Below are 25,477 nucleotides of genomic sequence, written 5' to 3' on the forward strand. Positions count from 1 at the left end.
CTTAAAACGCAGGGACGGAAGTCTTCGCCTCTTCCCTCACAAGCTCAAAAGCTTTCGCCGCAGAAATCGCATCAATCGAATAGATCATCAGTTGTTTCACGATCTAGCTAAAGAACGCAACGCGCCCTTCTCCACCGCTATCGCCCACATATCCCAAAGAGCTGTTCGGCATACAAAGAAAACATACGACTGACAAACTCAAAGCAAAGCTTGCAGAGGGAACCGTAACGGTTTCTAGTTGACAAAAGTTGACACGCACCCCTTGTCACCGAGCTGCTCAATGGAAAAGACCCTTAACCAAGACGCGATCCAACAGAAGTGCGACGAACTCGGGCTAAGCCAAAGTTCAATCGCTTCTCAATTGGGCGTAACTCGAGCCGCTGTTTCGAAGTGGTTCAAAGACCAATCGTTCCCACGACCGGCTGAGCTCATGAAGCTGGGCCGGCTCCTCAACCTCAAGCACAACGAACTCACAAGCGCTTCTCTGATGGTAAAGGAACCCCTTGTTGCATTTCGAAAACGCGGAACTGGTGTCACAACCGAGAAGCACATCGAAAGAGCAAAGGATATGGGCTACTTGCTTCGCCCCTTAGTCGAGTACTTAGACTTCGACCCATTCCTTGGCCCCGCTTCTCTCAAGAATCCCAGCACGAACTACCGCTACATGCAGGAACTCGTCGCCAAAATTCGACGCGATCTCAACGTCAGCGAAGACGCTCCCATCGAATTTGAAGATCTAATTGGCATGTTCCACGACTACCAGGCTGTCATAATCCCGACACTCTGGGGCGAAAAGTCGAAACACGAAAATGCCCTGCACATTCACCTGCCCGATTCGAAGACGACCTGGATCTATCTCAATCTCGACGTTCAAATCCACGACTTCAAATTCTGGATGGCCCATGAGCTCGGTCACGTGCTGACAATCGACCTCCTCGAAAACAACAAGCTCGAAGAAGCTGAAAACTTCGCCGACACCTTCGCCGGTACTTTGCTTTTCCCAGAAGGAGCAGCTGAAAAAGCCTACGATTCCTATAGCAATCGAAGATCAGAAAGTGGTCGCTTGAACGCCCTTTGCGAATACGCGAAAAAATACGCAATCTCGCCTTACTCAGTATATTTGGAAATTGAAAAATACGCCAAAGAACACGACAAGACTTTCACCGAAGTCCCGCCATACTCTCTGCATCAACGGCGTACCCAATTCAGCAAAGGCTACAAACTACTGAGTGCGGCATTCTTCGATGATAAGACGCCAAGTGCCGACCACTTCATGAGAGTCGCCCAGGAGAGCTTTGGCACCAACATCTACAAAGCTCTTGGGAGCTACATAAAAGAAAAGGGTCCAAGCTCTTCGCTCGTTGCCAGCCTCCTTAGCGTCAGCCCCATGGATGGACGGGCGTATTGTGAAGCCCTAGCCCAGTAATCCAAGTTTAATGGCACAGACGAAGATATTGGTGGATTCCAATAGCTACTTTCGCCTAGCGCAAAATATCCACCCACTTCTTTGCGTACCTTTCGGCAAAAAAAACGTCACCCTCTATGTGCATTCGGAACTCAATAAAGAGTTTCGATCAAACTCCCGACTACAAAACAAATTCCATTGGGTTTCGGATTCTGAATACGCCAACAACCGCACTCGATCTATATCGCTGAGCAATCAGCAAAAACAAGATATCGAAGAAACCTTCGATTACATGTGGCAATACGCCAAAGAGGCATTCCATCAAACCCGCGGTAAGGGACCCGCTCCCGTCGACACACGAATTTTAGCAACAGCTCTCGTTTTAGGAATCCAAGTCGTCACCGACGACCAGGACATGATTGAGCTAGCCGAAGAGTACGGAGTTAAGCAACTCACCAGCCTCGCTCTAATGAAACTGATGCTCGACGAAGGCCGAGTGAAACTAGCGGATATCCAACGTGTCGTAGCCCAATGGCAATACGACAACGACACACCCTACAAAAACTGGAATTCTGAATACGAAGAGCTATTCAAATCAAAGCCCCCAACGCACTGAATCGGAACCTTGATACGCTTGAAAGGTAGAATAAAAGGGTCAATCCACTACCCTTGTCATCGAAACTGAATACGATGCTGGAAAACTTCCTCCAATACGAAGGCAAGCCCATCACCCTCCCCCATCACTTCAACCCCGACCCCAAATTGTTTCGTCACCTAGTTCCTCAAGTGTCACTTCGTTCGGTAGTAGACTACCACCGAGAAAACGTCTTTGTCGCTTAGTCAGTGAATACCTTAGCTCTCATCTGTGCCCGCTGAACAATTGTTCAGGCGCTACACTTCTCAAGTTTCGCCACTTCGCTCCTCCGTAATGGCCGAGGAGCGAACCAACAGAACCGTCATTAAAAAACAGATACACGCTAAGGAGCGTGGGAAGTATCTTCCATGGCGGCCGATATTCGCGCCGACACCTCTTCGAAGCTGCCTTTGCCGTCGATCTGCGCCACGCCGTGCAGCTGATTGTATTTGCGAATAACCGGGACCGTCTTGATCTCGTGCTCTTCTAGGCGCTTGACGATCTTGGGGGTGCTACTGTCGTAGGGCATGCATCGGTCGGTCTTGCTGCGCGCGTCCAACCTTCGAATCAACTCCAAGGTGGGAACGTCGATCTCAATCACCTTGGAAATGGATGAACCATGTTTTTCTAGCAAGCCGTCGAGAATGTAGGACTGTACCAAGGTGCGGGGAAAGCCCTTGAAAATGAAGCCTTTCACGTCGCCCGCATTCTCGATCCGACGCTCGATCAAGGGGACCACAATCTCATCGGGCACCAGCTGACCGCTGTCGTACAGTGACTGGATCTTCTTTCCCAATTCAGTGTTCGCCGCGATCTCCTCCTCCAACATCGGACCCGTCGCCACAAACTCCAGTCCGTACTTGACGGCCAGCGCCCTTCCCTGAGAGCCACGCCCCGAACCGGGATAGCCAAAGATCACCACATTCAACAGAGTTTTGCGCAACTCCTGCTCGACCACTTCCTTGATCGATTCGTAGACCGCGTCGATCGAAGCCGTCGCATCCACGTCATGACACAGCCCCTTCTCCTTGTAGAACTTCAACACAGGTAAAGTCTTCTCGTTGTATTCGCGGAGTCGGTTACGAATCACCACTTCATTATCGTCACTTCGTCCCGAGCTCTTGCCACGCTGAAGGAGTCGTTCGACTGACACTTCTTCCGGAACCTGCAAATTGATCAGGCAAGTCAAAGAGCCGTGCAGCTTAATCATCAAGCCTTCCAGAATGTAAGCCTGAATATAGGTACGCGGGAAGCCATCGAACAAAAACCCTTTCGCCTGATGATTGTCAGTAATGAACTTCTCGATGATCTGGACAATAATTTCGTCGGACACCAGCCCACCCGCGGCAATAATACTGCGAGCCTCTTCGCCCAATGGCGTCTTTTCCGCCATCTCCTTGCGCAAAATTTCGCCGGTCGAGATGTAGTGCAGATTATAGTCTTCAACCAGCCGCTCTGACTGAGTTCCTTTACCTGCTCCAGGAGGCCCAAACAATGCTATGTTCAACATGATCGCTTTATCTTGGAAGGGGCTTACAGAGAGTCAGCTCTTAAATCTTGATATAAAGAAAAGAGCGAAAAAATCGGGGTGGCACCCAAACGGGAGCCCAAAATGCTCCTGAATCATTTTGACCGAAAATGACTTCCGATAGGCTCTTCGAAACCTAGCACTACTACATCGGCACCACCACGGGTACGGACTACGGAGGACAGATCGGTGTAGCGATCTACGGCGGCAGCGATATCGTCATCGGCACATTCGACGACGCGACGGGAAATGTCATCTCGCGCGAGGACGTTTCCGGTATCCTAGTCGCCGGAGCAGCATCCAACGTGACTATAAAAGGAAACAAGATTGGCACCGACGTCGGAGCCACTTCCGCCTGGGCCAACTTGATTGGTATCAAGCTATCCCCCGATAACCTCGGGAAGGAACCGACCGGAGTCCTTATCGATAACAACATCATCGCGGGCAACGAAGCGTACGGCATAAACTCCACCATCAAGGAAAAGGTGGAGATGCGGAACAACCACATCGGCGTTAACATCAACGGACTTCCAGTGCCCAACAAGCACGGGGCAACGTTCGAAAACACCGCGTCAGAATCCCATGACGATACTTTCGCCCCCAACTCAGAAACCGGTCTAGCAGTCTATGGCAACCAAGCCGTCACTGTCGTATCGCCATCAATCTACGAAAACGGAGACGAAACGCACCTCGAAGGATTCATCTACGAAAATCCGCCGATTGCAGAGCCGAGCAAGGTCTTCGCCCTGCGGTACCGGCCGGACGAGAACAACAGGACGCGTGTGCTCATCGCCGTGGCCCCGCCTAAAGTCGCGAACGCCACGGTGGAAATATTCGGCAATCGCTCGACCACCGAGTTCCAAGGACGAACCGCCCTTGATCGCGGGAACGTCGTCGCCGACCAACCGTTCCTCAAGGAGTGGGAGCTCTCGGCAGACTCCTCGATCGCCCTGATGGACAACTTTACAGCCATCTACACGATTGGCGGTAAAACCAGCGAATTCTCAGAACCCGCGGAGGTACAAGAAGTGATCGTCCCCGACTTACGCATGAGCGCTCCAGTCGACAATCGCATCACCCTATCTTGGTCGTTGCTCGAGTACTTCCGCATCACGAGCTCGCCTAATCCAGAAGGGCCGTGGGAACCGATCGATCTCGACCCAGAAAAGGCCAACGGACTCTATACCCAAGAAATAGAACTCACCGAGAGTGCCCAGTTCTTCCGACTCGAACTGGATATCACAGCGGTGTTCGATTACAACTAGTCACCAGTTTTACACTACAATTTTCGGTCGCACTAAATAGACGTAAGTGTCAATCCATACCGGTTGCGGTCAGAGTGGTAACTTATGTTCGTTTTTTGCAACTATGGGCAGGAGCAACTCGGTAGTGCTAGATATCCAATAACAGAGCTAGATTGCAAAGACTCTATTCGTCGCTGACGGACTTGCCCTCACTCGAGCCCTCTGATCCGCCTACGCCTACTTAAGCTAGGTCTAGAATTCTGGCATCGGGAATACGGTTCAAGGCTGTTGCATCGTTCTCGACGTACAAGAACTGCTATTGCCTTCTCCCATAGTACCGCATGAGCGGGGAAGCGGTGACACCGTGGACGAAAATGGAGGCGGCGATAGACCAGACCACAAGCGATAGGAGTTGCCGCGAGAGACCCTCTGAAAGCCCGTAACTCACGGCATACATCAAATAGTAGAATGAGCCGATACCACGGATACCCAACCAAGAAATCATAAGTTTGCCACTGGTATTGAGGCTGTGGCCAGCGAGACCGATCATGACCGAGATAGGACGGATAACGAGAAGAAGCAGAGGTATGAACCAAAGGGCTGCTACGGGAATGTGGTCTGGAGACAGCATAATGCCCAGGCATAGCACCAGAGCCACCTCGAACAATCGTTCGACCTGCTCGTTCCACTCGAGCAACATATCCGTCATGTGGGCCGGAGCCCGGGTGGGTTGCATCGCCGGATTAGAGTCGTTCTCCCCGTCGTCGACCTCGGAGTAACAGTCGGCTTCCTCCAAGGCCTCACTGTGTCGCCTCTCCGTCGATCGCAGGGCGACACCCGCAGCAAATACAGCTAGGAAACCATACGCGTGGACCACGTGAGCAACCCCGTAGGATAAAGCAATAACCCCGAGAGCTAGAAAGAGGTCGTAGCCAATGCCCTCCTTATGGCATCGCCGCAGGTAGAGAACGAGCTCACCGGTGAGTCTACCAAACGCCCAGCCGAGAGCAAGGCCCGCCGCGATCGCCCAAACGACGTCCACTGCAAACCATCGCCAGCCTCCCGCTCCAATATCATGCAATCCGAGCAGCCCGAGCCCCAACATTACGAATGGAAAAGCGGTACCATCGTTTAGACCGGCTTCCGCTGTCAGGTTGAAGCGGAGATGGTTTTTATCTCCTGCCCCGGTTAGCTGAACTGCTGACGCCAACACTGGGTCGGTAGGTGCGAGTACAGCTCCTACCAGGATTGCAACTCCCCATGAGGCGTCCAAAATTAATACAAGCGCAGTCGCCACTAAACCGACTGTGATGGCCATCGAACCAAATGCGAGACGTGCCGAGGCTCGCCAACGCTTGTCGCTAAGCGGTGGACGCAGCTTTAAACCCGCGGTGAATAAAGATACAATAACCGCCAGCTCGGCCAGATGCTCTAAGGTATCGCTCCTCTCCACCGGATCGATATAGACGATTCCAAACCCAAACGGCCCACACGCGACCCCGATGAGAAAATAGCACATGGTGGTGGTCAGTGGAAGTCCACGAAAGAACGAGCCCGCCAAAGCAACGGAGAGTAAGAGGACGCCAGCTAGGATGTACCAATATTCTAAAGACACCCCCTAGGCTAGCAGCTTTGCTGCCACACGCGCTTTCCAAAAATAGGACGACGTCAAAACTATGGTCGAAGTAAACCTCCAAGACCTGAAACGAAGGTCCTACTTCCCGGACACGCTGCCTCTCGCTCGAACAGTTAGGGACCTAAATATTTTCCTAACATACGTTGCGAGCTAATTGAGTAGCCGAGTTCGAACCTCCATAGGTTTGCTCGAAAAATTGTGATCTCCCGTATTCGCTTTTCACTTACTTCTGAATGACAGTTGCGCACTTCTTGAATTCATTCGGCTCAGCCTTCTGTTGCTTCAGTGGCCACCGCCGCGGAAGGGACGTTTTCTCTTCATCAACAGTTCGACGAGCTCTAGACCAGCCCAAGGCCGTAAATGCGGGACATCAGACGGCGGGGCAGCATTGCTAGGTTTCAACACGATGAGAACTAAATGGGAAACGATGAAAAGTCAGAAGCCTGACCACCCTCTTGATAAAAGCCGGCTTCTCGAGCAGAAAAAAAAAGGCAACAAAGAAGGCCATGACCACTACCATATTCCCTTCACCTACCGCCATAAGCAGGCGGGTTTATACTTTAGCACGCTCGTCTGGATTGGCTATTTGCAACGTTGAAACAGAAACCATTACATAAAGCACCGCCCTGGCGCCTGCTGCGCCCCACGCCCATATTAGGCGGCGATAGAAGGAGCTAGCGAAACCTGAGTTTACCTAAGCCTTTTCTCCGCTGGGGGTCAGCCATCTGCGGATATCCGGGAAGCGGACACTCTCGAAGATGAATGCCTTCGACATGATTCCACAAAAACCTGACATTCCGTATCCTCAATCTATATACACCCCCTAATTTTAACGTAGTCTTCCAGGAAGGTGATACCAAAAACGAGCTCGGTCGAGTGATTGATTGCAAAGCTACCTTCCTTTGGTGCGAGACACGGCGGACTCCTTCAGCACGCTGGCAATTCCCTAAATTGGTCTTTGCGAAGAGAACAGAACACTATTTGATTAGCCCACAGAGCTTTTAGCCAGTTCAGGAGTATCTACACCAAAAACTCAGCCGCAGCCTTTTCGTCCGAAGTATTTACCCCCTGCCCTATACAGAATAACGTTACTGCGTTATAGTGCGGGACCTCTTGTATGGATAATCTGCAGCGACGCTTACGCAGCCGCCATGGCGGCATTCGTTTACCGCAGTCCCTCGCGGCAATCGGTCTCGGGTACATGGTTTTAGCCGGATCCCTCGGCCTCGCGAGCGGGGTGGGCCTCTTCACCTTCGGGTACGGCCAAGGAGCCAGCTACCTCAGCAACAAACCGGAGGCCTGCGTCAACTGCCATGTCATGCAGGACTACTACGACACTTGGCAAAAGTCCAGCCACCACCACGTCGCCGTGTGCAACGACTGCCACCTCTCCCACCATCCGCTCGGCAAGTGGGTCACCAAGGCTGACAATGGATTCTTCCATTCCCTGGCCTTCACTCTCGACAACTACCACAAGCCGATCCGCATCAAGCCGCGCAACCGCCGCGTCACCCAAAACGCCTGCCTGCACTGCCACGAGGAGGTCGCCCACGACACCCTTCTCATCGACCAAGGCGACTCTCCGCGAGAGAGCCTTTCCTGCGTGCGATGCCACAGCTCCGTCGGCCACGCCCACCGCTAGCTCCCTTTTTCTCAAACGGCCACCCGCAGAAACCTAAACCGCCAGTACCCAGCCACCCCTACTTCCCATGAGCCAAACCGAAACACCAAGCCCCAAGAAGTCAGCTCGCTTGCTAGCCGCCATCATCGCCTTCGCGATGGTGATCGCCTTTGGAGCTACTGCCCTCCTAGTCACCATCTTCGAGCACAAGCAGGAAGCCCAGCGGCCTTTCGTCCGACTCGTCGAAGTCGACGAATCCACTTCCGACCCCGTTCCTTGGGGCACCAACTGGCCGTACCAGTTCGACACCTACAAGCGATCCGTCGACTCGACCGAAACCACCCACGGCGGGTCAAGCGCACTCTCTGCCAGCAAGCTCGATCAATACCCCTGGCTGCGCCGCCTCTATGCTGGCTACGCCTTCAGCATAGACTACCGCGAACTGCGCGGCCACGCCTATATGCTCTACGACCAAGAGGTTACCAAGCGCGTGACCAACCGCTCCCAAGGCGGCGCCTGCCTGCACTGCCACGCCTCCGTCATCCCCACCTACCGCCGCCTCGGGTTGGAAGCCCAGGGACAACCCGCCGGCCCTCAGGAAATAGCCGCTAGCTTTAATTGGCCAGCTGTGCTTGAAGGCTTCAAACATGTCAGCTCCCTCTCCTACGCCGAAGCCCACGAGGAGCTACTCCAGACCACGGACGGCACCCCCGGCGTAGACAACCCGCTCTTTCCCGGAGGGGCGCTCGAGCAGTCAGCTAACAAACAAGTCGCGTCAGACCCACATTCCATCGGCAACGCCCATCCCGTTAGCTGCGTCGACTGCCACGATCCGCAATCCATGGCCCTACGCGTTACCCGGCCCGGCTTCATCCTCGGCATCGCTGCCCTCGCGGAAAGCGACGACCCCGTACCGCACTTGCCCAGCGTCGAACGCTGGCGCGAGGGTCCTCGCCGCACCGCCTACGATCCCAACGTCGAAGCCAGCCGCCAAGAGATGCGAAGCTTCTCCTGTGCCCAGTGCCACGTGGAGTACTACTGCGCCTCGAAAGAGACCCTCTTCTTCCCTTGGGAAAACGGGCTCAAGGTCGAAGACATCGAGACTACTTACGAGAATCATACCTTTCCCGACGGCAGCCGCTTCGGTGACTACAAACACGCTGAAACCGGTGCGACCATCTACAAGGCCCAGCACCCCGAGTTCGAGCTTTGGAGCCAAGGCATCCACGCCCGCAGCGGCGTCAGCTGTGTCGATTGCCACATGCCCTACGAACGGCAAGGTGCCACAAAGGTATCCAACCACTGGGTACGCAGCCCTTTGCTTAACGTAAATAACGCCTGCCAGACCTGTCACAATGTGCCGGAGGAAGAACTGGTCGACAAAGTCAAAACCATACAAAATCGCACGCGCTCCCTCATGGGCAAAGCCGCTGTCGCCATGACCGACATGCTCGATTCCATCCGCGAAGCTCAAAGCGTCGGAGCTGCCGAGGCCGACCTCGCTCCCGTACTGGAGCTGCAGCGTAAAGCCATGTGGCGCCTGGATTATATCAGCAGCGAAAATTCACTCGGATTCCACGCCGACCAGGAAGCAGCCCGCATTCTCGGCGAATCGATCGACTTCAGCCGACAAGCCCAAGCCGCCGCCTTGCGCCTACGCGCTCCCGCAGCCCCCGAGCTCCCTGAACCTGAAAACGCAGTCGAGGGCATCACCGTCGATCCGCCTCTCAGCGACAAAAACTAAGGAGCTCCTCGCGCGATCCTAAGAGTTACAAAGTTAAAATGGAGCGTACCTCTCTAGAGAAACCCTACCTTCGTATTCACTCCTCTCAGGCAAGCTATAAACGCTGTATTATACGATTTTTATCCTCGGCGTAAACAAGTTAATGCCAGCTTATAAAACCGTCGAGGTTTCAGCGAACCATTGATAATTCTCCCCTAACGTCTTTCAGTCTATTCGACGTATCCGGATATGGATACTTTCTATCGGTTTATTCGAATTGAGCGCTCGCTCCCCAATCCAGACTTGGGTTTCGCATGACTGTATGGGAAGAAGAAATCCAAACGATTTACTCATTCATCTGCAGAACAGCGGAGAATCCTGAGTCCGGAGTTTGCTGGGAGACGATCGACTACGAAAACAAGCCTCAAAGGCATTATAACCTGCTCAACGGAGTCGGCGGTATTCCACTGTTCCTGCACGACTATTTTCGATACTCAGGAGACGGAGAGGCCCTAGGCTTGGCGGAGAAAGCTTTGGACTGGTGCCTGGCCTATGTCAGTTCGATCCCCAACAATGAAATGAATTTCCAGCGAGGAGAAGCAAAGCGGCAGGTACTCCCTCGGCGTCTCTCACTAAATGTCCGGCGTTGCCTACTACTTCAGCTTGCTATTCGCTGAAACGGAGGACGAGTCCTACCGAACGATTAGTAATGATCTGTTGAATACATTGATTGGTCAAGCCAAAGAAAGCAGAGGCTGACTAAATTGGAATGAGATCGCTGGAGCTGAAGAGCTACCCCGGGGCCAGTATAGTCACGGAGCAGTCGGAATCCGCACGGTTCTGATCCGAGCCGGAGACCTTCTCCAGCGCCCCGACCTGCGGACCGTGGCTCTCCGATCAGGAGAGGCTAGCTATCAATACAAAGCCTTTCGTAAGAATCTCACCATGTGCACCGGCGTCACCGGTAGTCGATAGTTTATGCTAGATATGTATCAGGCTACAAAAGAGCCGCTTTGGCTCGAACGGGCCAAAGAGTTCGCGCAGATGGCAAAGAGTCACGGACCGAAAGGAACAGGTCTCTCCGCATAAAATCGAAAATGGAGTGACGACTTCCACGTCTTCCGCACTGCAAGAACAATATACAAGCGCCAAATCACTCCTCACACCCCTTCGTGAAAAGTGCTTCGCCATCTCCACTAGCGTTTTGTCGTGCCCTACGCGGGCAAATTCTCCCAAAACCGAAGCTCGATCCAGCTAGATTGCCGGACCGAGCTCGGGTTGACCCGCTTCACAAAGAAGTGAGTCAGATTTTACTCAAACCAAGTGTTGTTACCTGCGTCTAATACGCGAAATCAAACTTGAGGGTGTACATACGTCCTCGGTCGGCGAGTACCTGACCGTCCGCGTCGTTATAGCCTCTGGCCACCCAGAAATATTCGTCGAACAAGTTATAGATACTCAACCCCACTTTCCAGCCATCCAGCGGCGTATCGCTCATTCCGGTATAAGTGGCGCCCGCGTCGAACACGGTGTAGGAGTCAACCGGCTGCGTGTTCAATGTGTTGACATAGACATCGTCATAATACTTGCCACCAAAGTTCAGGCGCCAAGGACCCTTTCGGTAGATAGCATCGAAATTCATGGTTAGGAACGGCGTATTCCCAAGATCATTGCCGCTTATATCTTCGAAGATTTCGTAGACGAGCGGGTCGTCTGTTGGCGCCACGCGATATCCTTCGGCCGCGGTCGGAAGAGGATCTCCTGGGTCTAGAAAGACGACTTCATCAAGAAGGTCTTGCTGAAAGGTTGTCTCCTGGAGCGCGATGGAACCGCTTAACTTAAGACCTTCAATGCCGGTCTGGAAATCGCCGGAAGCCTCCAAGCCCCAGGAATCTACACCGCCAACATTCTGATAAACGCTAGTACCCGCAGCGCCCGCGTTTGGAGAGTCCAGCGGGACGGAGGAGGACAGAATACGATCGGTATAGCTAATCCGATAAGCCTGCACACTATAACTATTGGCTCCAATGTTACCGCGAATGCCAATATCGAAGTTTTCTGAATACTCCGGCTTTAGGATATCTGGATTAAAGGAGTCCCCTGCCGTGGTGATTGTACCCGTGCTGGGCGTCGCCATATTTTCAGAGTAATTGAAGAACAGCTCGGTACTGTCATTGAGTGAATAAAGAAGACCAAACTGCGGCAGGAAGTAGTCTTCGTAGGTCGTAGAGCGAACCGTCACCTCGTTTTGGATCCACTCGGAAGCAGTCAGAAATCCGCGAGCATCACGCGTCAGTTCGATGGCCTTGTTGCCTACGATGATCTCTAGGTCGCCATCCATAGTGGTAAACGTGTCTTGTATCCATATCTGTGTTACATCCTGATCGAGATAACGGGTATAGTTCATAAAATTGAACTGGTCGTACTCGAACCAGCCAAGGATGGACCCACCTTCGAGGTTCATATTGGGACGCTCGGTGCCATGATGGTCAAACTCGTACCAGCCACCGAAGATCAATTTATTGTTCTCCGTCTCCATAGTGTAAGTCGCGGATACGCCGTAACGATGACCGCCGAAGTTTTCGTCGCGACCCGTACGACCTGGAACACCAGGAACAAACGCTACACCATCAGCATAGGCAGGCGTGCCAGGAGCAACCAAAGCGTGGTCACCACTGTACTCAGTGACAATCTCACCGCTCGCGTTAACAGCGTTACCATCCGAATCGTACCATGGCGATGACCATATATCGGTGCGGCTAGGATCGGCCGCGTAAGCTTCGCGAATTTTGTCCTGAGCGTAACCGTTGTCGCGACCGAATAGACCATAGTTGTTTTTATCCTGGTAATACGGAATTACGGAAAGCGTATTACCGTTTCCGAACTGGTAATCCATTATAATTCGCTGCAGCGCATCCATACGGCCATTGCGCCAGAGATTGTAGTAGCGTGCGTTGATCCCTTCGCCTGGACCCACATCGGGATCTATATAAGTCGGAGGTCCGAGATTTCTCCCTTGGTCAGAAAGGTCGCCCAAGTTGTTCACGCCCACCTGATCGATGTAACCGCCCCAAGGAGTGTATTCGATATAGCCTTGACCCGTGCCGCGGTAATTACCCGCTTCAGCATCCTGCCACTCTCCCCAATCCAACCCTTGCGTATCGAAGTCATCACGATCGTTGTAGGTGAACGTATAGGATATCGAGGCCTTATCGGAAGGGAAACGGTACTTGAACTTGCCTTCATAACGACGGGCCATACCGACCGCCAAGCCGTCAAGTCCACGAGGCGTGAACTCAAAGTGCGAGCCGCTCAGGTAGCCAGTAAGACCGGGAAGAAACTCTCCTAGCTCGTACTTGCCAAACATGCTGATGTGGTCGAATGAACCATAGGCTAAGCTGAAGAAAGCGCCCCTCTCCTCGCTCGGGTCCTTGGTGAAGTACTGGAGCGAACCGCCAAGGGCCTGATAAGCGGGAGTGGTGACGTCCCCCGCGCCCTGAGAAACCTTCACTGCAGTGAGATTCTGGTTGTCAACCAAGCGGGTCACCGGCGTCCCATAGCGGGAGCTGCTCGTTCCCACGGGAACCCCATCTAATGTTACCCCCAAATTTTGAATACTGAACGCTCTCACGCGAACGTCGGTCGCCTCATAATGACCGAAGGGGTCGCGAGAAACAACGTTAACTCCTGGAATCTTGTCGACAAGCTTGAAGGGGGACTGACCGGGAGTCGCGATCTCAATAGCTTCAAGATTCAACGAATTGCTGGCTCGGCTGTCCCCTTGTCCAGCGGCAGTAAAGGTTTCAAATACTTCGAAACCTGTATCGGAGGTCGTTTCTTGTGCCGGAGCAAAGGCAGCGAATACGACAGCTGCAGATCCTGCAGCGCATGCGAGAGCAGCTCGATTACAAGCTTTCTCACAGTCTAGCGAGGGAAGACAAAGTGAATCTTCACCTGCTTTGAACGGTTTGTGTGTAGACATCTTTTTGTGGTGTTTTTTAAGTGAAAAACCACTTCTGCCCCGAGCATCACAAGCGCCAAACACGCTCCAACACACCACTCGAAACCATCGTCGCCTAGCAGCAGAGCGGCCTTATTTCGGTTTAAAATCGCTGGTCCATAACCGACGCCCGGTTTTAATGAGTTCTCTTCAATGTTCAATATTCCATTGATAAACAGTCGCTTACAAATAAAATCCACCAATTTCGCCACTCGCTATTACATTACAAATCCTACTAAATATAATATATTAAAATAACCAATATTTTCAAATATATCCGCTACAACCGCAAGTTTGGCATATCGAATTCGAACAAACTCACCAATTTTACAGCGCTAAATTCGTGCACGACGATTGCTACAATGGGGGAATTCACGAGCACGAAAGGCGACGATCCTCCGACTATTTCTTCTCCAAATGCAACGGCTCCTATATTTCTATATGAGAAATTTTCAAGATATCTACAGCAAGCAGAAATAAACTTCTCTTGCTATATAAAAAACGGAGCCTTTCAGCGCGAACCGTACCCGAGTCTCGTAACCATATTTCTTATACAATACAGTTCCCGACCCTCAACTCGCAATGCAGTATGCCTTCGGACCTCCGGGTACCTATGTTCCACGGCAATACAAAGGCTCGTGAGGATCCTAGTCCCCTTTTCCCACGTGCGAGGCATTCCTTACGAATCGCCGACCAACGGGATCGGTTTTTTTGAATAGGAAGATAGACTTATAAACTATGGATGAGCGTGTCGACCGAGCCAGCCCTAGCCGAAAGGTTCAACATGCACCACCACATGCGTCAGGCGCAACGAAGGATCGGCGAGCAAGGCGTCTTTCAACTGATGAGAAAGTCGGTGCCCTTTCTCTATACTCATCTCGGGTGCGACTTCCATGTGGATTTCAGCTACAAACTCGCGGCCGCTTCGTCGCACCACAATCGTCTCCAAACATTCGATACCTGTTATCGCGCGAGACAGCTTATCGATCGCATCGATGCGGAAATCCTCTACTCGCTTGTCCATGAGCTCGTCTAGTGCGGGCCGGGCAATACGGATCGCGTTGTAAACGATCAACACCGTGACCAACAGGGCAGCGATATCATCCGCAGCCTCGAAACCCGGACCAGCAAAGATGGCGATGCCGATGCCTACCAGCACGCCAAGCGAAGTGAGCGAATCGCTTCGATGATGCAAGGCTTCGGCCTTGAGTGCACCGCTCTCCATGCGTCTTCCAGAATGCAGCAGAACATGGTGCAGCCACTCCTTGATCAAAACGATCACCACTAACACCGGCACCGTGAACAAAGCGGGAGTGTGATGCGGCACAAGGATCTCACGGACTGCATTGACCCCAATGAAGGTGGCCGAAACGAGCAACCCCACACTAGCCAATAATGCTGCGATTGCCTCCGCCTTGCCATGGCCATAAGGATGATCGTGGTCCGCGCTCTTGTCCGAGATGCGAACGCCGGTCCAAACGATGGCGGACGACACGATATCCGCCAGCGACTCGATCCCATCAGCGATTAATGCGAAGGAATTTCCAAAGAACCCGACCAAGAGCTTCACACCCGCCAGCGATATATTCGCCAACAGGCTCAAGGTGCTCAATCGATTTGGATCAACGCCTTCAGACATATCTCATTCTCAGCTTCCTGGATACGCATCACCATCAATACATCCACCCGATTCTGAAGGAAGCACCCACGAAAACGAGCAGCACTGATAGAATCGTGATCAAACTGACATGCCATTTGAGCACTGCTAAGCCATCCGTTTCGACTTTCGGGAAAAGGCGATAACGGACATCAAACCCTAAGGCCAATGTCAGGAGGAGCAATATCACCTTGATTCCCACTAGCCGTCCCATTGGATTCGAGAAGTCGAGCCAAGAGGCGAGTTCAGGTAGGTGCAAATAAGCCAAGACCAAACCCGTCGAAACCTCGAGCAGCAAGGCAGGTATACCAACTGACGCGTAAGCAGATTCGATTCGGTAGACGAGGCTCGTGTCACGCACTCGATAGGCTTGCGGTAGAATCAACCCAGCCAGCAAGAAGTGGCCGCCGACCCAAACGCACGCACCTAACAAGTGCAGAACGATCAAACTGCCATAAATGTTCATACCCGAAACCGCTTCTTCAATTCCAATGCCTAACGCAAATGGTGAGGCTTCGGATTAAGTGACGACACGCAACACCTTTCAACCTCCGTCTCGGCACAAGTCTATCAGCGATAATGCCAGAGTAAACAACGCCAGAGAGAAGTTCTCGCTCTCCGCCCAACAACCCGCGTAGATCCGTAAATTTTCCTAGCAATCCCCACTTCCCAGCCGTCATCTGAACTCATACATTCGACTCCGCAATCATGGATAGGTTCGATCCGAAGGTTTTGAGTTGCTGTAACGCATCTTCGAATACGCTCGTACGCCTTAGTCCTCTTTCTCAGAAGCGACCATTCCGTACTTGACCTCACGCTGTGGAACAATGGCACATGCACTCGAAAAATGGTGAGCCATAATTTCCCTCGTCCATGGAACCGCTCCCACCTGAGCGAGTCATATTCCCCCTGTCCCGCAACAGTTTACGCGGCATACGACTCTTGGCGCTTCGTTTGCAGGGACAAAGAAAAGGTCTTCGGCGATTCAAGTTGCCGACATACAATACTTCTCAATAAGGAGACACTAAATGAAACGATTCCACTCAATCTCACTCGCGATAGCCGTGGCCGCATCGTCCGCTATCCCCTTTATCCAAGCGGCTCCCCTCGAACTCGAGGTAGATACCCAAACCATTGACCGGGACGAAAATTTCGTCCCGCACAGCTATGCCAATATGCTGGAAACAGCGACCCCTTCTGTCGTCTCGGTGCATACTGCACGCATCGTTAAAGTTGCTCGCGGCGGTCGTGGCATGACTCCTGAAGATGAGCTTCTGCGCCGTTTCTTCGGACTTCCATCTCCCCGAAATAATCAACAGGAGGTGCCGCAGGCTGAAGAGCGTCGCATGCCGCAGGGTATCGGATCCGGTGTGATCATCAGCGAAGACGGCTACATCATTACGAACAACCACGTTGTCTCCGACCAACGATCAGGAGAGGTGGATGAAATCCTGGTACGTCTCAACGATGGCCGCGAAATTGAGGCCGAAATCGTCGGGACCGACCCGCTTACTGACGTCGCGATATTGAAGATCAACGCAGACGATCTTCCCGCAATCAAGATCGCGGACAGCGACAACATCAAAGTTGGAGACGTCGTTTTCGCGATCGGCAATCCTATGGAAGTCGGCTTAACTGTCACTCAAGGGATCGTATCCGCCACGAACCGCCGCATCGGCATTTACGGCGATCGTGGGTACGAGAGCTTCATTCAGACAGACGCATCGATCAATCCCGGTAACTCCGGCGGAGCCTTGATCGACGCTAACGGAAGACTCGTTGGCATCAACTCAGCCATCATTTCCCGCAGTGGAGGAAACATCGGCATCGGTTTCGCGATTCCATCGAACCTAGCAGTCAACGTTTCTAAGCAACTCGCCGATTCAGGTGAAGTTCGCCGTGGCTTCCTCGGAGTTTCCATCGAAGACGTGACCCCCGACCTCGCTGAAGCGTTCGGACTCGATAACACGAAAGGCGTGCTCATCCAAGATGTAGAAGAAGACTCGGCGGCGGACAAGGGCGGTATAGAGCATGGCGACATCATTCTCGCGGTCGACGGGAAGCCAGTAGAGACTGCTAATCAATTCCGTATCAGCATCGGCAATACGATTCCCGAATCCAAGGTCGAGCTAGAGATACTGCGGGACGGTGATCGCAAGACTGTGGACATCACTATCGGCAGCGCTTCCGGTCGGTTTGCCATGGGCGCAAACGAACTCGTCGACGGTGTGGAAGTCACCGCCATCGATGCCGAGCTCGCGGAGCAGTTCCGTATTCCGGAAAACATCAATGGAGTCGTCATTACTGACGTGTCGCCGGATTCTCCATACGCTCGCTCTCTTGGCGAAGGAGTCGTAATACTCGAGATCAACGACTCTCCCATCGAAACTGTGAGCGAAGCGAGAGAGGCTTTAAGGAGCGGAGCAAATAAGCTCTTCATCTACAGTAGAGGCCGTACTGGATACCTCGCCCTCAGGGTCGAGTAAAAAGCTAAGGCGAATAAACCTTTCAACCAACGGCCGCGGAGAAGTTCGCGGCCGTTTTCGTGAAAAGTTAAATGAGACACCTTCTTGATTTGCATACGAGCTTTACTCCCCTACCCGAGGCAAAGGATCATTCTCTTTCGATACCGACGGATTATCCAGATCCTCAGCTGAGTGAATAATTCGAGCACCCTTTCTGTACGTTAAATACGAATACGCCCACTGGAATAACACCACAACTTTGTTGCGAAATCCGATCAGGAAAACGAGGTGTACGAAAAGCCATGCTAGCCACGCAATGAAACCACGCATGCGAAACGACTTAACCTCCGCTACCGCCTTGCTCCGACCGATGGTCGCCATGGTTCCTTTGTCCCAATAGGTGAAGGCCTTTCGTTCAGCTGGCGTTTTCTCGAAGCAGCCGCCGTTAAAACAACTCGCCACATGCTTCGCCATTTGCATCGCCGCAGGAGAGACACCGGGGACCCTGACTCCTTTCGCATCAACGAGGTCCACAATATCTCCCAAGGCGAAAACCTCGTCGAAGCCCGGCACGCTCAGGTCCGACTCCACAAGGATTTTCCCTCCGCGACTGAGCTCGACTCCTAGCGTCCTCGTCAAAGGATGCGCTTCCACACCCGCCCCCCATAGGATGTTCGCCGCTTCGATACGCTCTCCTTCGATCTCGACCACTCCTTCATCGATGTTCTCTACCCTGGTATTGAGTCTTACATCTACTCCAAGAGCTCGCAACTGACGCAACGCCGCTTCCGACATTCGCTTATCCATGTGCCCCAGTACGCGATCTCCTGCTTCGATCAGGATCACCTTGCTTCGCTCTGGGTCGACATTCGAAAAGTCTCGAGCCAAACTGTGGCGAGCGAGCTCGGCAAAAGCCCCGGCGAGCTCTACACCCGTTGGCCCGCCCCCGATCACGACCGTGGTGAGCAAGCGTCTTTGCTCCAAGTCGTCTTCGCAGGTCTCAGCCTGTTCATAAGCATAAAGTATGCTTTGGCGAATACGCGTCGCATCCTTGACCGTCTTCAGTCCCGGAGCATGTCGTGCCCACTGGTTGTTTCCGAAGTAACCGGTCACCGCACCAAAGGCCAAAAGCAAATAGTCATACTGAATCGTTTGCCGGCGCAGCTCCACTTTCTTAGCTCGCAGGTCGATGCCTACCGCTTCGTCCATCAGAATTTGCAGCCCTTTCTTTCCTGAGAGTATGGTGCGAATTGGCTGAGCAATCTCTGGTACCGCCAAACCGCTACTTGCGACTTGATAGAGCAGCGGCTGGAAGAGGTGGTGGTTTTGGCGGTCGACGAGAGTGACGTCAAAACGTTCTCCGTCGATGCGCTTGCAGAACTCGATGCCGGCGAAGCCAGCTCCGAGGACGAGTATGTGCGGTTTCTTCATAAATTCCTTCGACTGTTTGCACTGCTAGTGCCGCAGCTCGAACTACATAATTTTTTGGATACAAAAAAACCTCGTCTCGCGACAATCGCGCGGACAAGGCAAATGGCGTGTATATTTCTTAGCAGTTGAAGCTCGAGCGACCCACCCTCGTCCGGCAGCGGATGAGGAATGAGAGGAATCAGTTGCCATCAATTCAAGAGCATCGGCTTTCTCGTGTGACTTCGATAAGAATAACTTCCCTATATTGATGCTTCCTCTTTTAGAATTAAACGCTTCGAGTGCGAGAGCGATTGCCGCGACAGTCCCTCTCACCGCAAAGAGCGTTAACTTGAACAGAAACGGTTTTTACGGGAGCGGCTCTTTTCAGCCATACCCAGCTCCAAATCGAGTATTCGTAATTGCTCTACAGCTTCCGAATCGAGCAACCTCGGGCCATAGCGTAAACTCATGTGGGCGAGGCAGTGCACCACATACGAGGCTCGGGCTCGGCGGCCGCACCGCAGGTCTCGCACTACTTGCGACATCTCTGAAACTAATAAGCTCCGAAGTCCGATCGGAAGCCAAGACTCTTTGGCGAGCGCCGCCTCAATCCGCTTTGCCCGTTGCAACCATGCGTCCCGTTTCTTGCGGGACCTATCTAATTTTGTTTGAACTTTGTCTTCTGCAAGCATCGTTGTCGAAGGTTGGAGAACTGCCCTCTGGTAAACGAGGCAACCATAGAGTTAACGGCGCCAAAAACGAAGTTCCTCACGGAGTACTTCGTTCTCTTTCTTAAGCTTCACTACCAAAGTAGCGACACGCATCTCTACACAAAACCGGGCACGCACTCGCTCAGCTTGGCGAGCGAGGTACACTGCCTCCCAATCGAATTGATATCCTTGGCGAGAAGCGTCTCCAAGAGACTGATACAGGCCCAAACGAAAGTACTTTAGAAACGTACGCGAGCTTATACCCGCCAACATGGCCGCCTTTGCAACGTCGTAGATTTCATCAGTCGCACCTGGAGCCTGCCAACGCGGTATCAGTTGATCGTTTGGCTCTGAATCCATATTTCTTACATAAGTTAATCGCGGATACTGAGAAAGGCAACTCAGGAAAGACGGTCTCAAACTGTAAAAGTTGACCGCGGGATGGTTAGATGGCGCTTCCCTCGTGGAGAAGCGCCGATGACAACCTCAACTTTCGCTATTGAATCGCGATCGTGCGTTTGGCGGCTTTAGCTGCGAGAGGCAGGTTCACGGTGAGCACACCGTCTTCCACCTTGGCCTTTATCTCGTCCGCATCGATATCGACGTTGAGCTCAAGGTTTAGCCGGAAGTCCCCTTCCGCACGCTCGCGGCGGAAGGTGCTCCACTCTTCTTGGACGAGGTCAACAGGCGATGCCTCTATGTTCAGCAAATTCCCATCGAGCGTGATCCGAGCGCCGTCTTTAGGGACGCCCGGCAGGTGCACTTCCAAGCGGTAGGCGTTGTCTTCTGAGTGAACGGCGTACTCAGGCTTCCGGTAGGACTTCACTTCCTTTTCCGCCGACTGGTTTTGATTCGTAGCAATTTCAGTATTCATGACAGATCCCTTCAGTTAAACGTTTAGGAGATTTCGATCTTGCGAGGCCGTCGTTCCTCCGCCTTCGGCAAACTTACCTGCAAGATCCCGTTTTCGAGCTTCGCGGACACGCCATCGATATCGATGTCGTCGCCTACGGTGATGCTCCGAGTCATGGTTCGCCTGCTGCTTCCACTTTCCGTCTTATCCTCCACGTTGACCATGATGCTCAGAACGGAGTTCTCCACCTTGAGATCTACGGCATCCCGAGGTACACCGGGAAGCTCAGCGGTTACGTAGTAGCGTTCATCGTCACCGTAGACATCAAGCGGGAAGTCACGGTGGGCAGGGCTCTTGAATGCTGCTGGCCACAGTTCGCTGGAGCCAAAAGCCCGGTTAAAAAGTCGGTCCATTTCGAAAAACGGATCGCTTGGCCATGTGTTACGTTTTACGAGTTTCATGGTAATCCTCCTTCGATTGAATTTAAGGTGTGCCTGTCTTGATGCACAAGAAATGCCAAGGAGCTAAACAGCTCATTGACATTGTTATTCAATGACTTGTGAATTTATCGATCCCCAGCTGTGAAACATATTTTCACAGTGACAAATGTCACAAAGAGTCAGCTTGTCCCAGAGTGCCTCATCAATCGAACCACTCGTCTTCAGGATCGAAGGCGGGCACGGGGACATTGACGATTTTCAAATTACCGATGGCCCGATGACGACAGCCGGGCTTGATCAGTACTGAGGTCATCGGTTTGACCGGATAGAGCTCCCCGTCGAGCTCCATATGTCCAGTTCCTTCGAGCACCAAGTAGATCTCAGTCAGCTTCTTGTGGTAATGCGTTTTCGCGTCCTTGGAAATGTCCACGAGGTGAAGCGTCGCCACCGGATTGTCCGGTGTCGCAAAAGCGCGCCGCGATTGGCCACAGGGACACGGAACGGCAGCCACCTCGTCCAATTGGGTAATCTCGAACTGACTCATCGCTCACAAGCAATCAGAGCTCCACCTAAGAGCAAACGCAAAGCGGCACTCGCCGGAACTCTTAAATCCCCTGTTAAACCACCGCCAAATAGACGCGATTCGCTTTAAATGCAGAGCCGCGTGTGTCATAATCGGGAAAGCAAGACATGCCGAAGCATCTCCCCATCCCACTACTTCTATTTTTCGCGGCAGTAACTCGCCCCGTCCCGCTTCTGCTGACGCTCTGCTTTCTCCTGCTCAGCCGCCAAGACGCAAGCAGCCAAATCGACGACGCCCGCCTCTCCTTATGGGGCATTCCGCGAGTCGAAACATACTACTCCCGAGATACCGGCGTCCGCGGAACCATTCACCACTTGGGCTCCCTGCCCAATGGCGAGCTCGCGATCCTAACCTCCGTCGGCTGTTTCACCTTCGACGGTACCAACTGGGAGCGAGTCGGAGATCTTGCCTGGGCGAACCACAGCCTGATTCTCCCTCAGCAAAAGCAAACGATAATATCCCAACGTGACGGACTCGCCCGTTTAGACGCTGACGCCTTCGGAGGCTACCAGGTCGAATCCCTGACCCCAGCCGATAAGTATCCAACCAACCTCCCGAGCCTAGAAATTGCTGCCTTCGCTCGCGGACACTTCTTCGGACTCGCGGGAATCCATCTCGTAATCGTCGATCCCGATGGCAACATCGACTATCACCGACTATCGAATTGGGCGACTAGCTGCTTCGCCATCGAAGACGAGCTCTATTTGACGGGCGGCAACGACAACCTCCTCGCCCGCTGGGACTGGGAAACGAATACCCTGACCGACGCAACCTCCCTTCTCGACTCCTGCAATGTCTATGAGTGGATGACCGCAGTCGCGCCTCGCATCGAGGGGGGCGTCTGGCTCCTCACCCAAACCAACAAGCTCATCTCCTTCGACGGTTCCAAAACCGCGCTCTGGCCCGGCTCCACCGCGCTCGCGGAAGACCCAACACGCGTCACCAGTTTTGCCCAGACCGCTCCGGGCACCCTCGCAATCGGCACCTCCTCCAAGGGCCTACTCATCATCGACAACCAAGGCGAAACCCTTCTACATTACTCCAAGCAACAGGGACTTGACGACGTCCATATCCAGAAAGTCGGCGTCGATTCCCAAGGCGGCGTTTGGATTGCCACAGAAAACAGCCTAACCCGCGTTCCTAGCGACTCCCAATCACTGTTCTTCGACGAAAGCCACGGGCTCGTCGAGGACATCACAAGCATCGCTCTTTTGCACGACCGCATCTACCTGGGCACCGAATACGGCCTCTACGTCAGCAATCCTGACGCCACTCAAATGAGCGAGGCCTTCACCTTGCTCCGGCAGCAGAACGATATCGAGGACATGATCGTAGTCCAGGACACCCTCTTCATCTCCGGAGGCATCACCCTCGTGATGGACGCTGACCAGCAATTCCGCGAAATAGATCCTGTCGGTCCAACCAATTTCTTCCAACCACCGAAACACCCCGGCGTCGTCCTTGCAGGCAACTTCCGCGGCATCCATCGCTACGAACGACGCGACGGTGCGTGGACCTTCATTGCCCGCTTAGAAGGTCCCGAGCAGGACGTCTACAGCTTGGCAGAAGACGAGCACGGGAATCTATTCGGCAGTCTCGGCGGCTCTGAAATCGCCCGCATCTTCCTAGACGAAGAAGGAGGCCACACCGAAACCATCCCGCTGCCAAACCCGACCAAGGGCATCTGGTCCACCATAGTCAACATTGAGGGCCAGCTCTACGTCAACACCAGCCCCTGCGTCCGCTGGGACAACTCGAGCCAAACGTTTGTCACCGACAACGAGATGCACTACTACCCGGGCGGCCCCCCGTACGGCTTCGAGCAGGTCTTCGGCCGAAACGGGGAAGATGCGTTCGTCGCGCTCAACGCCCGTAGCAGCATCGTCCTTCCCCGGCCGGACAAGTCCGTTATCGGAGACATCTCCAGCATCGGCTATTCCATCGATACCCGAGCCACCTGTATCGCTCAAGCAGCCAATGGAAATATTTGGGCCGGGGGAATTTTTGGCCTAATTCGAGCGAAAGCCAAACCTCGTTCAGCCACCGCAGCAGAGATAAGACCCCGACTTCATCGTATCCGCTTAGCCAACACACGCCAGCCGCTCCCCATCAAAGCCAGCGCCGACGCCCCGTTGATCCTTCAACACTCCGAAAACTCGCTCCAGCTCAGCATCGAGTTTCCGAGCTTCTCCGCCGCCTCGCACCACCAATATCAAATCTATATCGATGGTCTCGACTCAGCTTGGGACGACTTCAGTGACGACCACGAAAGAGAACTCAGCAACCTAAGCCCGGGGCACTACACTATTCGAATCAACGCAATGGACGCCACCGGCGAAATGTATTCGTCTCACGACTACGAATTTATAATACTAACTCCTTGGTACCTGAAACCGTGGGCCTACGCTCTCTACCTGACCGCCGCCGCCATCGTAGTATTCGCCATCGTTCGTTACTACAACCGCGTCCAGATACAGAAAAGCCGCAAACTGGCTCAGCTCGTTCGCGAACGCACTAACGAAGTCGAAGCTAAGAACATGGAGCTCCAGCTGCAAGCCGGACGGCTCGAAAGCCAGAATAACGAACTAGAGGAAAAAACCGAGGAGCTCACCGCTACCACCGAAACCCTGACCGCGACCCTGAACCAACTGCAGGAAATGCAAAATCAGCTAGTGGACACCGCCCGCACCGCCGGCAAGGCAGAGGTCGCTATTAACGTGCTGCATAATGTCGGAAATGTACTGAACTCGCTCAACGTCAGCGTAAATGTCCTCAGCCAAAAAACCCAAGGATCCCACGCTAGCAAACTCGGTCGCATCGCGAACCTCGTTTGCCAGCACCAATCTGACCTAGCCGAGTTCATTTCGAGCGACCCTCGAGGCAAAAACGTACCCAACTATTTGTTACAACTATCAAAGACACTGGAAGACGAGATGGCCGCCACCCTATATGAGCTGGGCGTCATGAATGACGATATCGACCATATAAAAAGTGTCATAGCGGCCCAACAAACCCACGCCAAAAACGACTGCGTCATCGAAGATGTCTGCATCCGCGAGCTTTGCGAAACCGCATTGAGCATCATCGGCAAGGACCACGGAAGACACCAAATCGAGATCATTAACGAAATCCCCGATGCCCTCATTGTTAAGAACGACAAGCACCGCCTTCTCGACGTCATCCTGAACCTCATCTCCAACGCATTCGACGCGATCTACGAACAAGGTCCCGAAATCGGGATCATCGCCCTCAGCTCGGCCCAACACGTGAGCACGGATCAAATCTCAATTTACGTAAGCGACAACGGCATCGGAATCGCCACGGAGATCTACGAAAAGCTGTTTCGCCACGGCTTCACCACGAAGACCAAAGGGCACGGCTTCGGCCTCCACAGCTGCGCAAATGCGGCCAAGGTCCTCGGAGGCGAGCTCACTCTCAAATCCCCAGGGACGGGACTCGGAGCCACCGCCACTCTTACTCTTCCCACAGAACATACGCCGCGCCCCGCGAGCTCTACGCGATGAAAATTGCTCAGGACCGCAGACACTAAGCCCAAGCGCCAAAGAGA

At 53.2% G+C, this 25,477-nt stretch carries 20 protein-coding genes; 10 read left to right on the forward strand and 10 right to left on the reverse strand.

Annotated features, from left to right (window positions below):
• The first annotated feature begins 280 nt into the window (after positions 1-280).
• Genes QEH53_RS16025 through QEH53_RS16035 form a run of 3 tightly spaced genes read left to right on the forward strand, consistent with a single transcriptional unit; the run spans position 281 to position 2,245 of the window.
• The gene (locus tag QEH53_RS16025; protein WP_309024229.1) at positions 281-1,426 is read left to right on the forward strand and encodes a helix-turn-helix transcriptional regulator; all 1,146 of its coding nucleotides are present in this window, start codon (positions 281-283) and stop codon (positions 1,424-1,426) included.
• Between the two features lie 10 nt (positions 1,427-1,436).
• Entirely contained in the window at positions 1,437-2,021 is a 585-nt protein-coding gene (locus QEH53_RS16030; protein WP_309024230.1) for a hypothetical protein, read from the forward strand.
• Between the two features lie 53 nt (positions 2,022-2,074).
• Complete coding sequence (locus tag QEH53_RS16035; protein WP_309024231.1) at positions 2,075-2,245, forward strand: hypothetical protein; 171 nt, start codon at positions 2,075-2,077, stop codon at positions 2,243-2,245.
• Between the two features lie 137 nt (positions 2,246-2,382).
• Here QEH53_RS16035 and QEH53_RS16040 read toward each other — a convergent pair whose 3' ends face one another.
• Positions 2,383-3,549: an adenylate kinase gene (locus QEH53_RS16040; RefSeq protein WP_309024232.1), complete on the reverse strand. Its 1,167-nt coding sequence runs from the start codon at positions 3,547-3,549 to the stop codon at positions 2,383-2,385.
• A 323-nt stretch (positions 3,550-3,872) separates the two neighbouring features.
• On the opposite strand from QEH53_RS16040, the gene QEH53_RS16045 reads away from it, so the two are divergent.
• Positions 3,873-4,832: a right-handed parallel beta-helix repeat-containing protein gene (locus QEH53_RS16045; protein WP_309024233.1), complete on the forward strand. Its 960-nt coding sequence runs from the start codon at positions 3,873-3,875 to the stop codon at positions 4,830-4,832.
• 295 nt (positions 4,833-5,127) lie between these two features.
• Here the strand turns inward: QEH53_RS16045 and QEH53_RS16050 are convergent, their stop codons facing one another.
• Positions 5,128-6,426 carry a cation:proton antiporter gene (locus QEH53_RS16050; RefSeq protein WP_309024234.1) on the reverse strand — a complete coding sequence of 433 codons (1,299 nt, stop codon included), beginning with the start codon at positions 6,424-6,426 and terminating at the stop codon, positions 5,128-5,130.
• Positions 6,427-6,874: 448 nt separating this feature from the next.
• Here QEH53_RS16050 and QEH53_RS16055 point away from each other — a divergent pair, with 448 nt between their 5' ends.
• The 4 genes from QEH53_RS16055 (at position 6,875) to QEH53_RS16070 (ending at position 10,468) form a co-directional block, all read left to right on the forward strand.
• Positions 6,875-7,045: a hypothetical protein gene (locus tag QEH53_RS16055; protein ID WP_309024235.1), complete on the forward strand. Its 171-nt coding sequence runs from the start codon at positions 6,875-6,877 to the stop codon at positions 7,043-7,045.
• 519 nt (positions 7,046-7,564) lie between these two features.
• Entirely contained in the window at positions 7,565-8,089 is a 525-nt protein-coding gene (gene nrfH, locus QEH53_RS16060) for a cytochrome c nitrite reductase small subunit (protein WP_309024236.1), read from the forward strand.
• Between the two features lie 67 nt (positions 8,090-8,156).
• Positions 8,157-9,812 carry an ammonia-forming cytochrome c nitrite reductase subunit c552 gene (locus tag QEH53_RS16065; protein WP_309024237.1) on the forward strand — a complete coding sequence of 552 codons (1,656 nt, stop codon included), beginning with the start codon at positions 8,157-8,159 and terminating at the stop codon, positions 9,810-9,812.
• Positions 9,813-10,105: 293 nt separating this feature from the next.
• Positions 10,106-10,468, forward strand: a complete 363-nt coding sequence (locus tag QEH53_RS16070; RefSeq protein WP_309024238.1) for a hypothetical protein — start codon at positions 10,106-10,108, stop codon at positions 10,466-10,468.
• Between the two features lie 662 nt (positions 10,469-11,130).
• Here the strand turns inward: QEH53_RS16070 and QEH53_RS16075 are convergent.
• The 3 genes from QEH53_RS16075 to QEH53_RS16085 form a co-directional block, all read right to left on the reverse strand.
• Entirely contained in the window at positions 11,131-13,773 is a 2,643-nt protein-coding gene (locus tag QEH53_RS16075; RefSeq protein ID WP_309024239.1) for a TonB-dependent receptor, read from the reverse strand.
• Positions 13,774-14,557: 784 nt separating this feature from the next.
• A complete protein-coding gene (locus QEH53_RS16080) occupies positions 14,558-15,430 on the reverse strand; it encodes a cation diffusion facilitator family transporter (RefSeq protein ID WP_309024240.1) in 873 nt (290 codons plus the stop codon).
• 34 nt (positions 15,431-15,464) lie between these two features.
• Positions 15,465-15,914: a CopD family protein gene (locus QEH53_RS16085; RefSeq protein ID WP_309024241.1), complete on the reverse strand. Its 450-nt coding sequence runs from the start codon at positions 15,912-15,914 to the stop codon at positions 15,465-15,467.
• A 562-nt stretch (positions 15,915-16,476) separates the two neighbouring features.
• Between QEH53_RS16085 and QEH53_RS16090 the strand changes: the two genes are divergently transcribed.
• Entirely contained in the window at positions 16,477-17,934 is a 1,458-nt protein-coding gene (locus tag QEH53_RS16090; protein ID WP_309024242.1) for a Do family serine endopeptidase, read from the forward strand.
• Between the two features lie 102 nt (positions 17,935-18,036).
• Here the strand turns inward: QEH53_RS16090 and QEH53_RS16095 are convergent, their stop codons facing one another.
• The 5 genes from QEH53_RS16095 to QEH53_RS16115 form a co-directional block, all read right to left on the reverse strand.
• Entirely contained in the window at positions 18,037-19,344 is a 1,308-nt protein-coding gene (locus tag QEH53_RS16095) for an NAD(P)/FAD-dependent oxidoreductase (RefSeq protein ID WP_309024243.1), read from the reverse strand.
• Positions 19,345-20,066: 722 nt separating this feature from the next.
• A complete protein-coding gene (locus tag QEH53_RS16100) occupies positions 20,067-20,393 on the reverse strand; it encodes a hypothetical protein (RefSeq protein WP_309024244.1) in 327 nt (108 codons plus the stop codon).
• A gap of 136 nt (positions 20,394-20,529) precedes the next feature.
• Positions 20,530-20,907 carry an Hsp20/alpha crystallin family protein gene (locus QEH53_RS16105; RefSeq protein WP_309024245.1) on the reverse strand — a complete coding sequence of 126 codons (378 nt, stop codon included), beginning with the start codon at positions 20,905-20,907 and terminating at the stop codon, positions 20,530-20,532.
• A gap of 23 nt (positions 20,908-20,930) precedes the next feature.
• The gene (locus tag QEH53_RS16110; protein ID WP_309024246.1) at positions 20,931-21,347 is read right to left on the reverse strand and encodes an Hsp20/alpha crystallin family protein; all 417 of its coding nucleotides are present in this window, start codon (positions 21,345-21,347) and stop codon (positions 20,931-20,933) included.
• 181 nt (positions 21,348-21,528) lie between these two features.
• Positions 21,529-21,870, reverse strand: a complete 342-nt coding sequence (locus QEH53_RS16115) for a cupin domain-containing protein (RefSeq protein WP_309024247.1) — start codon at positions 21,868-21,870, stop codon at positions 21,529-21,531.
• Positions 21,871-22,016: 146 nt separating this feature from the next.
• Here QEH53_RS16115 and QEH53_RS16120 point away from each other — a divergent pair, with 146 nt between their 5' ends.
• On the forward strand, positions 22,017-25,433 hold the full coding sequence (locus QEH53_RS16120; RefSeq protein WP_309024248.1) for an ATP-binding protein: 3,417 nt from the start codon (positions 22,017-22,019) through the stop codon (positions 25,431-25,433).
• Positions 25,434-25,477: the final 44 nt, after the last annotated feature.

The organism is Pelagicoccus sp. SDUM812002, from assembly GCF_031127835.1.
In the GTDB taxonomy this organism is placed as follows: domain Bacteria; phylum Verrucomicrobiota; class Verrucomicrobiia; order Opitutales; family Opitutaceae; genus Pelagicoccus.

Bases quoted from the DNA above. Each gene is read 5' to 3' on its own strand.
- QEH53_RS16040 (WP_309024232.1), bottom strand. From the start codon at position 3,549: ATGTTGAACATAGCATTGTTTGGGCCTCCTGGAGCAGGTAAAGGAACT.
- QEH53_RS16100 (WP_309024244.1), bottom strand. From the start codon at position 20,393: ATGGATTCAGAGCCAAACGATCAACTGATACCGCGTTGGCAGGCTCCA.
- QEH53_RS16105 (WP_309024245.1), bottom strand. From the start codon at position 20,907: ATGAATACTGAAATTGCTACGAATCAAAACCAGTCGGCGGAAAAGGAA.
- QEH53_RS16025 (WP_309024229.1), top strand. From the start codon at position 281: ATGGAAAAGACCCTTAACCAAGACGCGATCCAACAGAAGTGCGACGAA.
- QEH53_RS16085 (WP_309024241.1), bottom strand. From the start codon at position 15,914: ATGAACATTTATGGCAGTTTGATCGTTCTGCACTTGTTAGGTGCGTGC.
- QEH53_RS16090 (WP_309024242.1), top strand. From the start codon at position 16,477: ATGAAACGATTCCACTCAATCTCACTCGCGATAGCCGTGGCCGCATCG.
- QEH53_RS16070 (WP_309024238.1), top strand. From the start codon at position 10,106: ATGACTGTATGGGAAGAAGAAATCCAAACGATTTACTCATTCATCTGC.
- QEH53_RS16075 (WP_309024239.1), bottom strand. From the start codon at position 13,773: ATGTCTACACACAAACCGTTCAAAGCAGGTGAAGATTCACTTTGTCTT.
- QEH53_RS16030 (WP_309024230.1), top strand. From the start codon at position 1,437: ATGGCACAGACGAAGATATTGGTGGATTCCAATAGCTACTTTCGCCTA.
- QEH53_RS16095 (WP_309024243.1), bottom strand. From the start codon at position 19,344: ATGAAGAAACCGCACATACTCGTCCTCGGAGCTGGCTTCGCCGGCATC.
- QEH53_RS16080 (WP_309024240.1), bottom strand. From the start codon at position 15,430: ATGTCTGAAGGCGTTGATCCAAATCGATTGAGCACCTTGAGCCTGTTG.
- QEH53_RS16120 (WP_309024248.1), top strand. From the start codon at position 22,017: ATGCCGAAGCATCTCCCCATCCCACTACTTCTATTTTTCGCGGCAGTA.
- QEH53_RS16055 (WP_309024235.1), top strand. From the start codon at position 6,875: ATGAAAAGTCAGAAGCCTGACCACCCTCTTGATAAAAGCCGGCTTCTC.
- QEH53_RS16115 (WP_309024247.1), bottom strand. From the start codon at position 21,870: ATGAGTCAGTTCGAGATTACCCAATTGGACGAGGTGGCTGCCGTTCCG.
- nrfH (WP_309024236.1), top strand. From the start codon at position 7,565: ATGGATAATCTGCAGCGACGCTTACGCAGCCGCCATGGCGGCATTCGT.
- QEH53_RS16065 (WP_309024237.1), top strand. From the start codon at position 8,157: ATGAGCCAAACCGAAACACCAAGCCCCAAGAAGTCAGCTCGCTTGCTA.
- QEH53_RS16110 (WP_309024246.1), bottom strand. From the start codon at position 21,347: ATGAAACTCGTAAAACGTAACACATGGCCAAGCGATCCGTTTTTCGAA.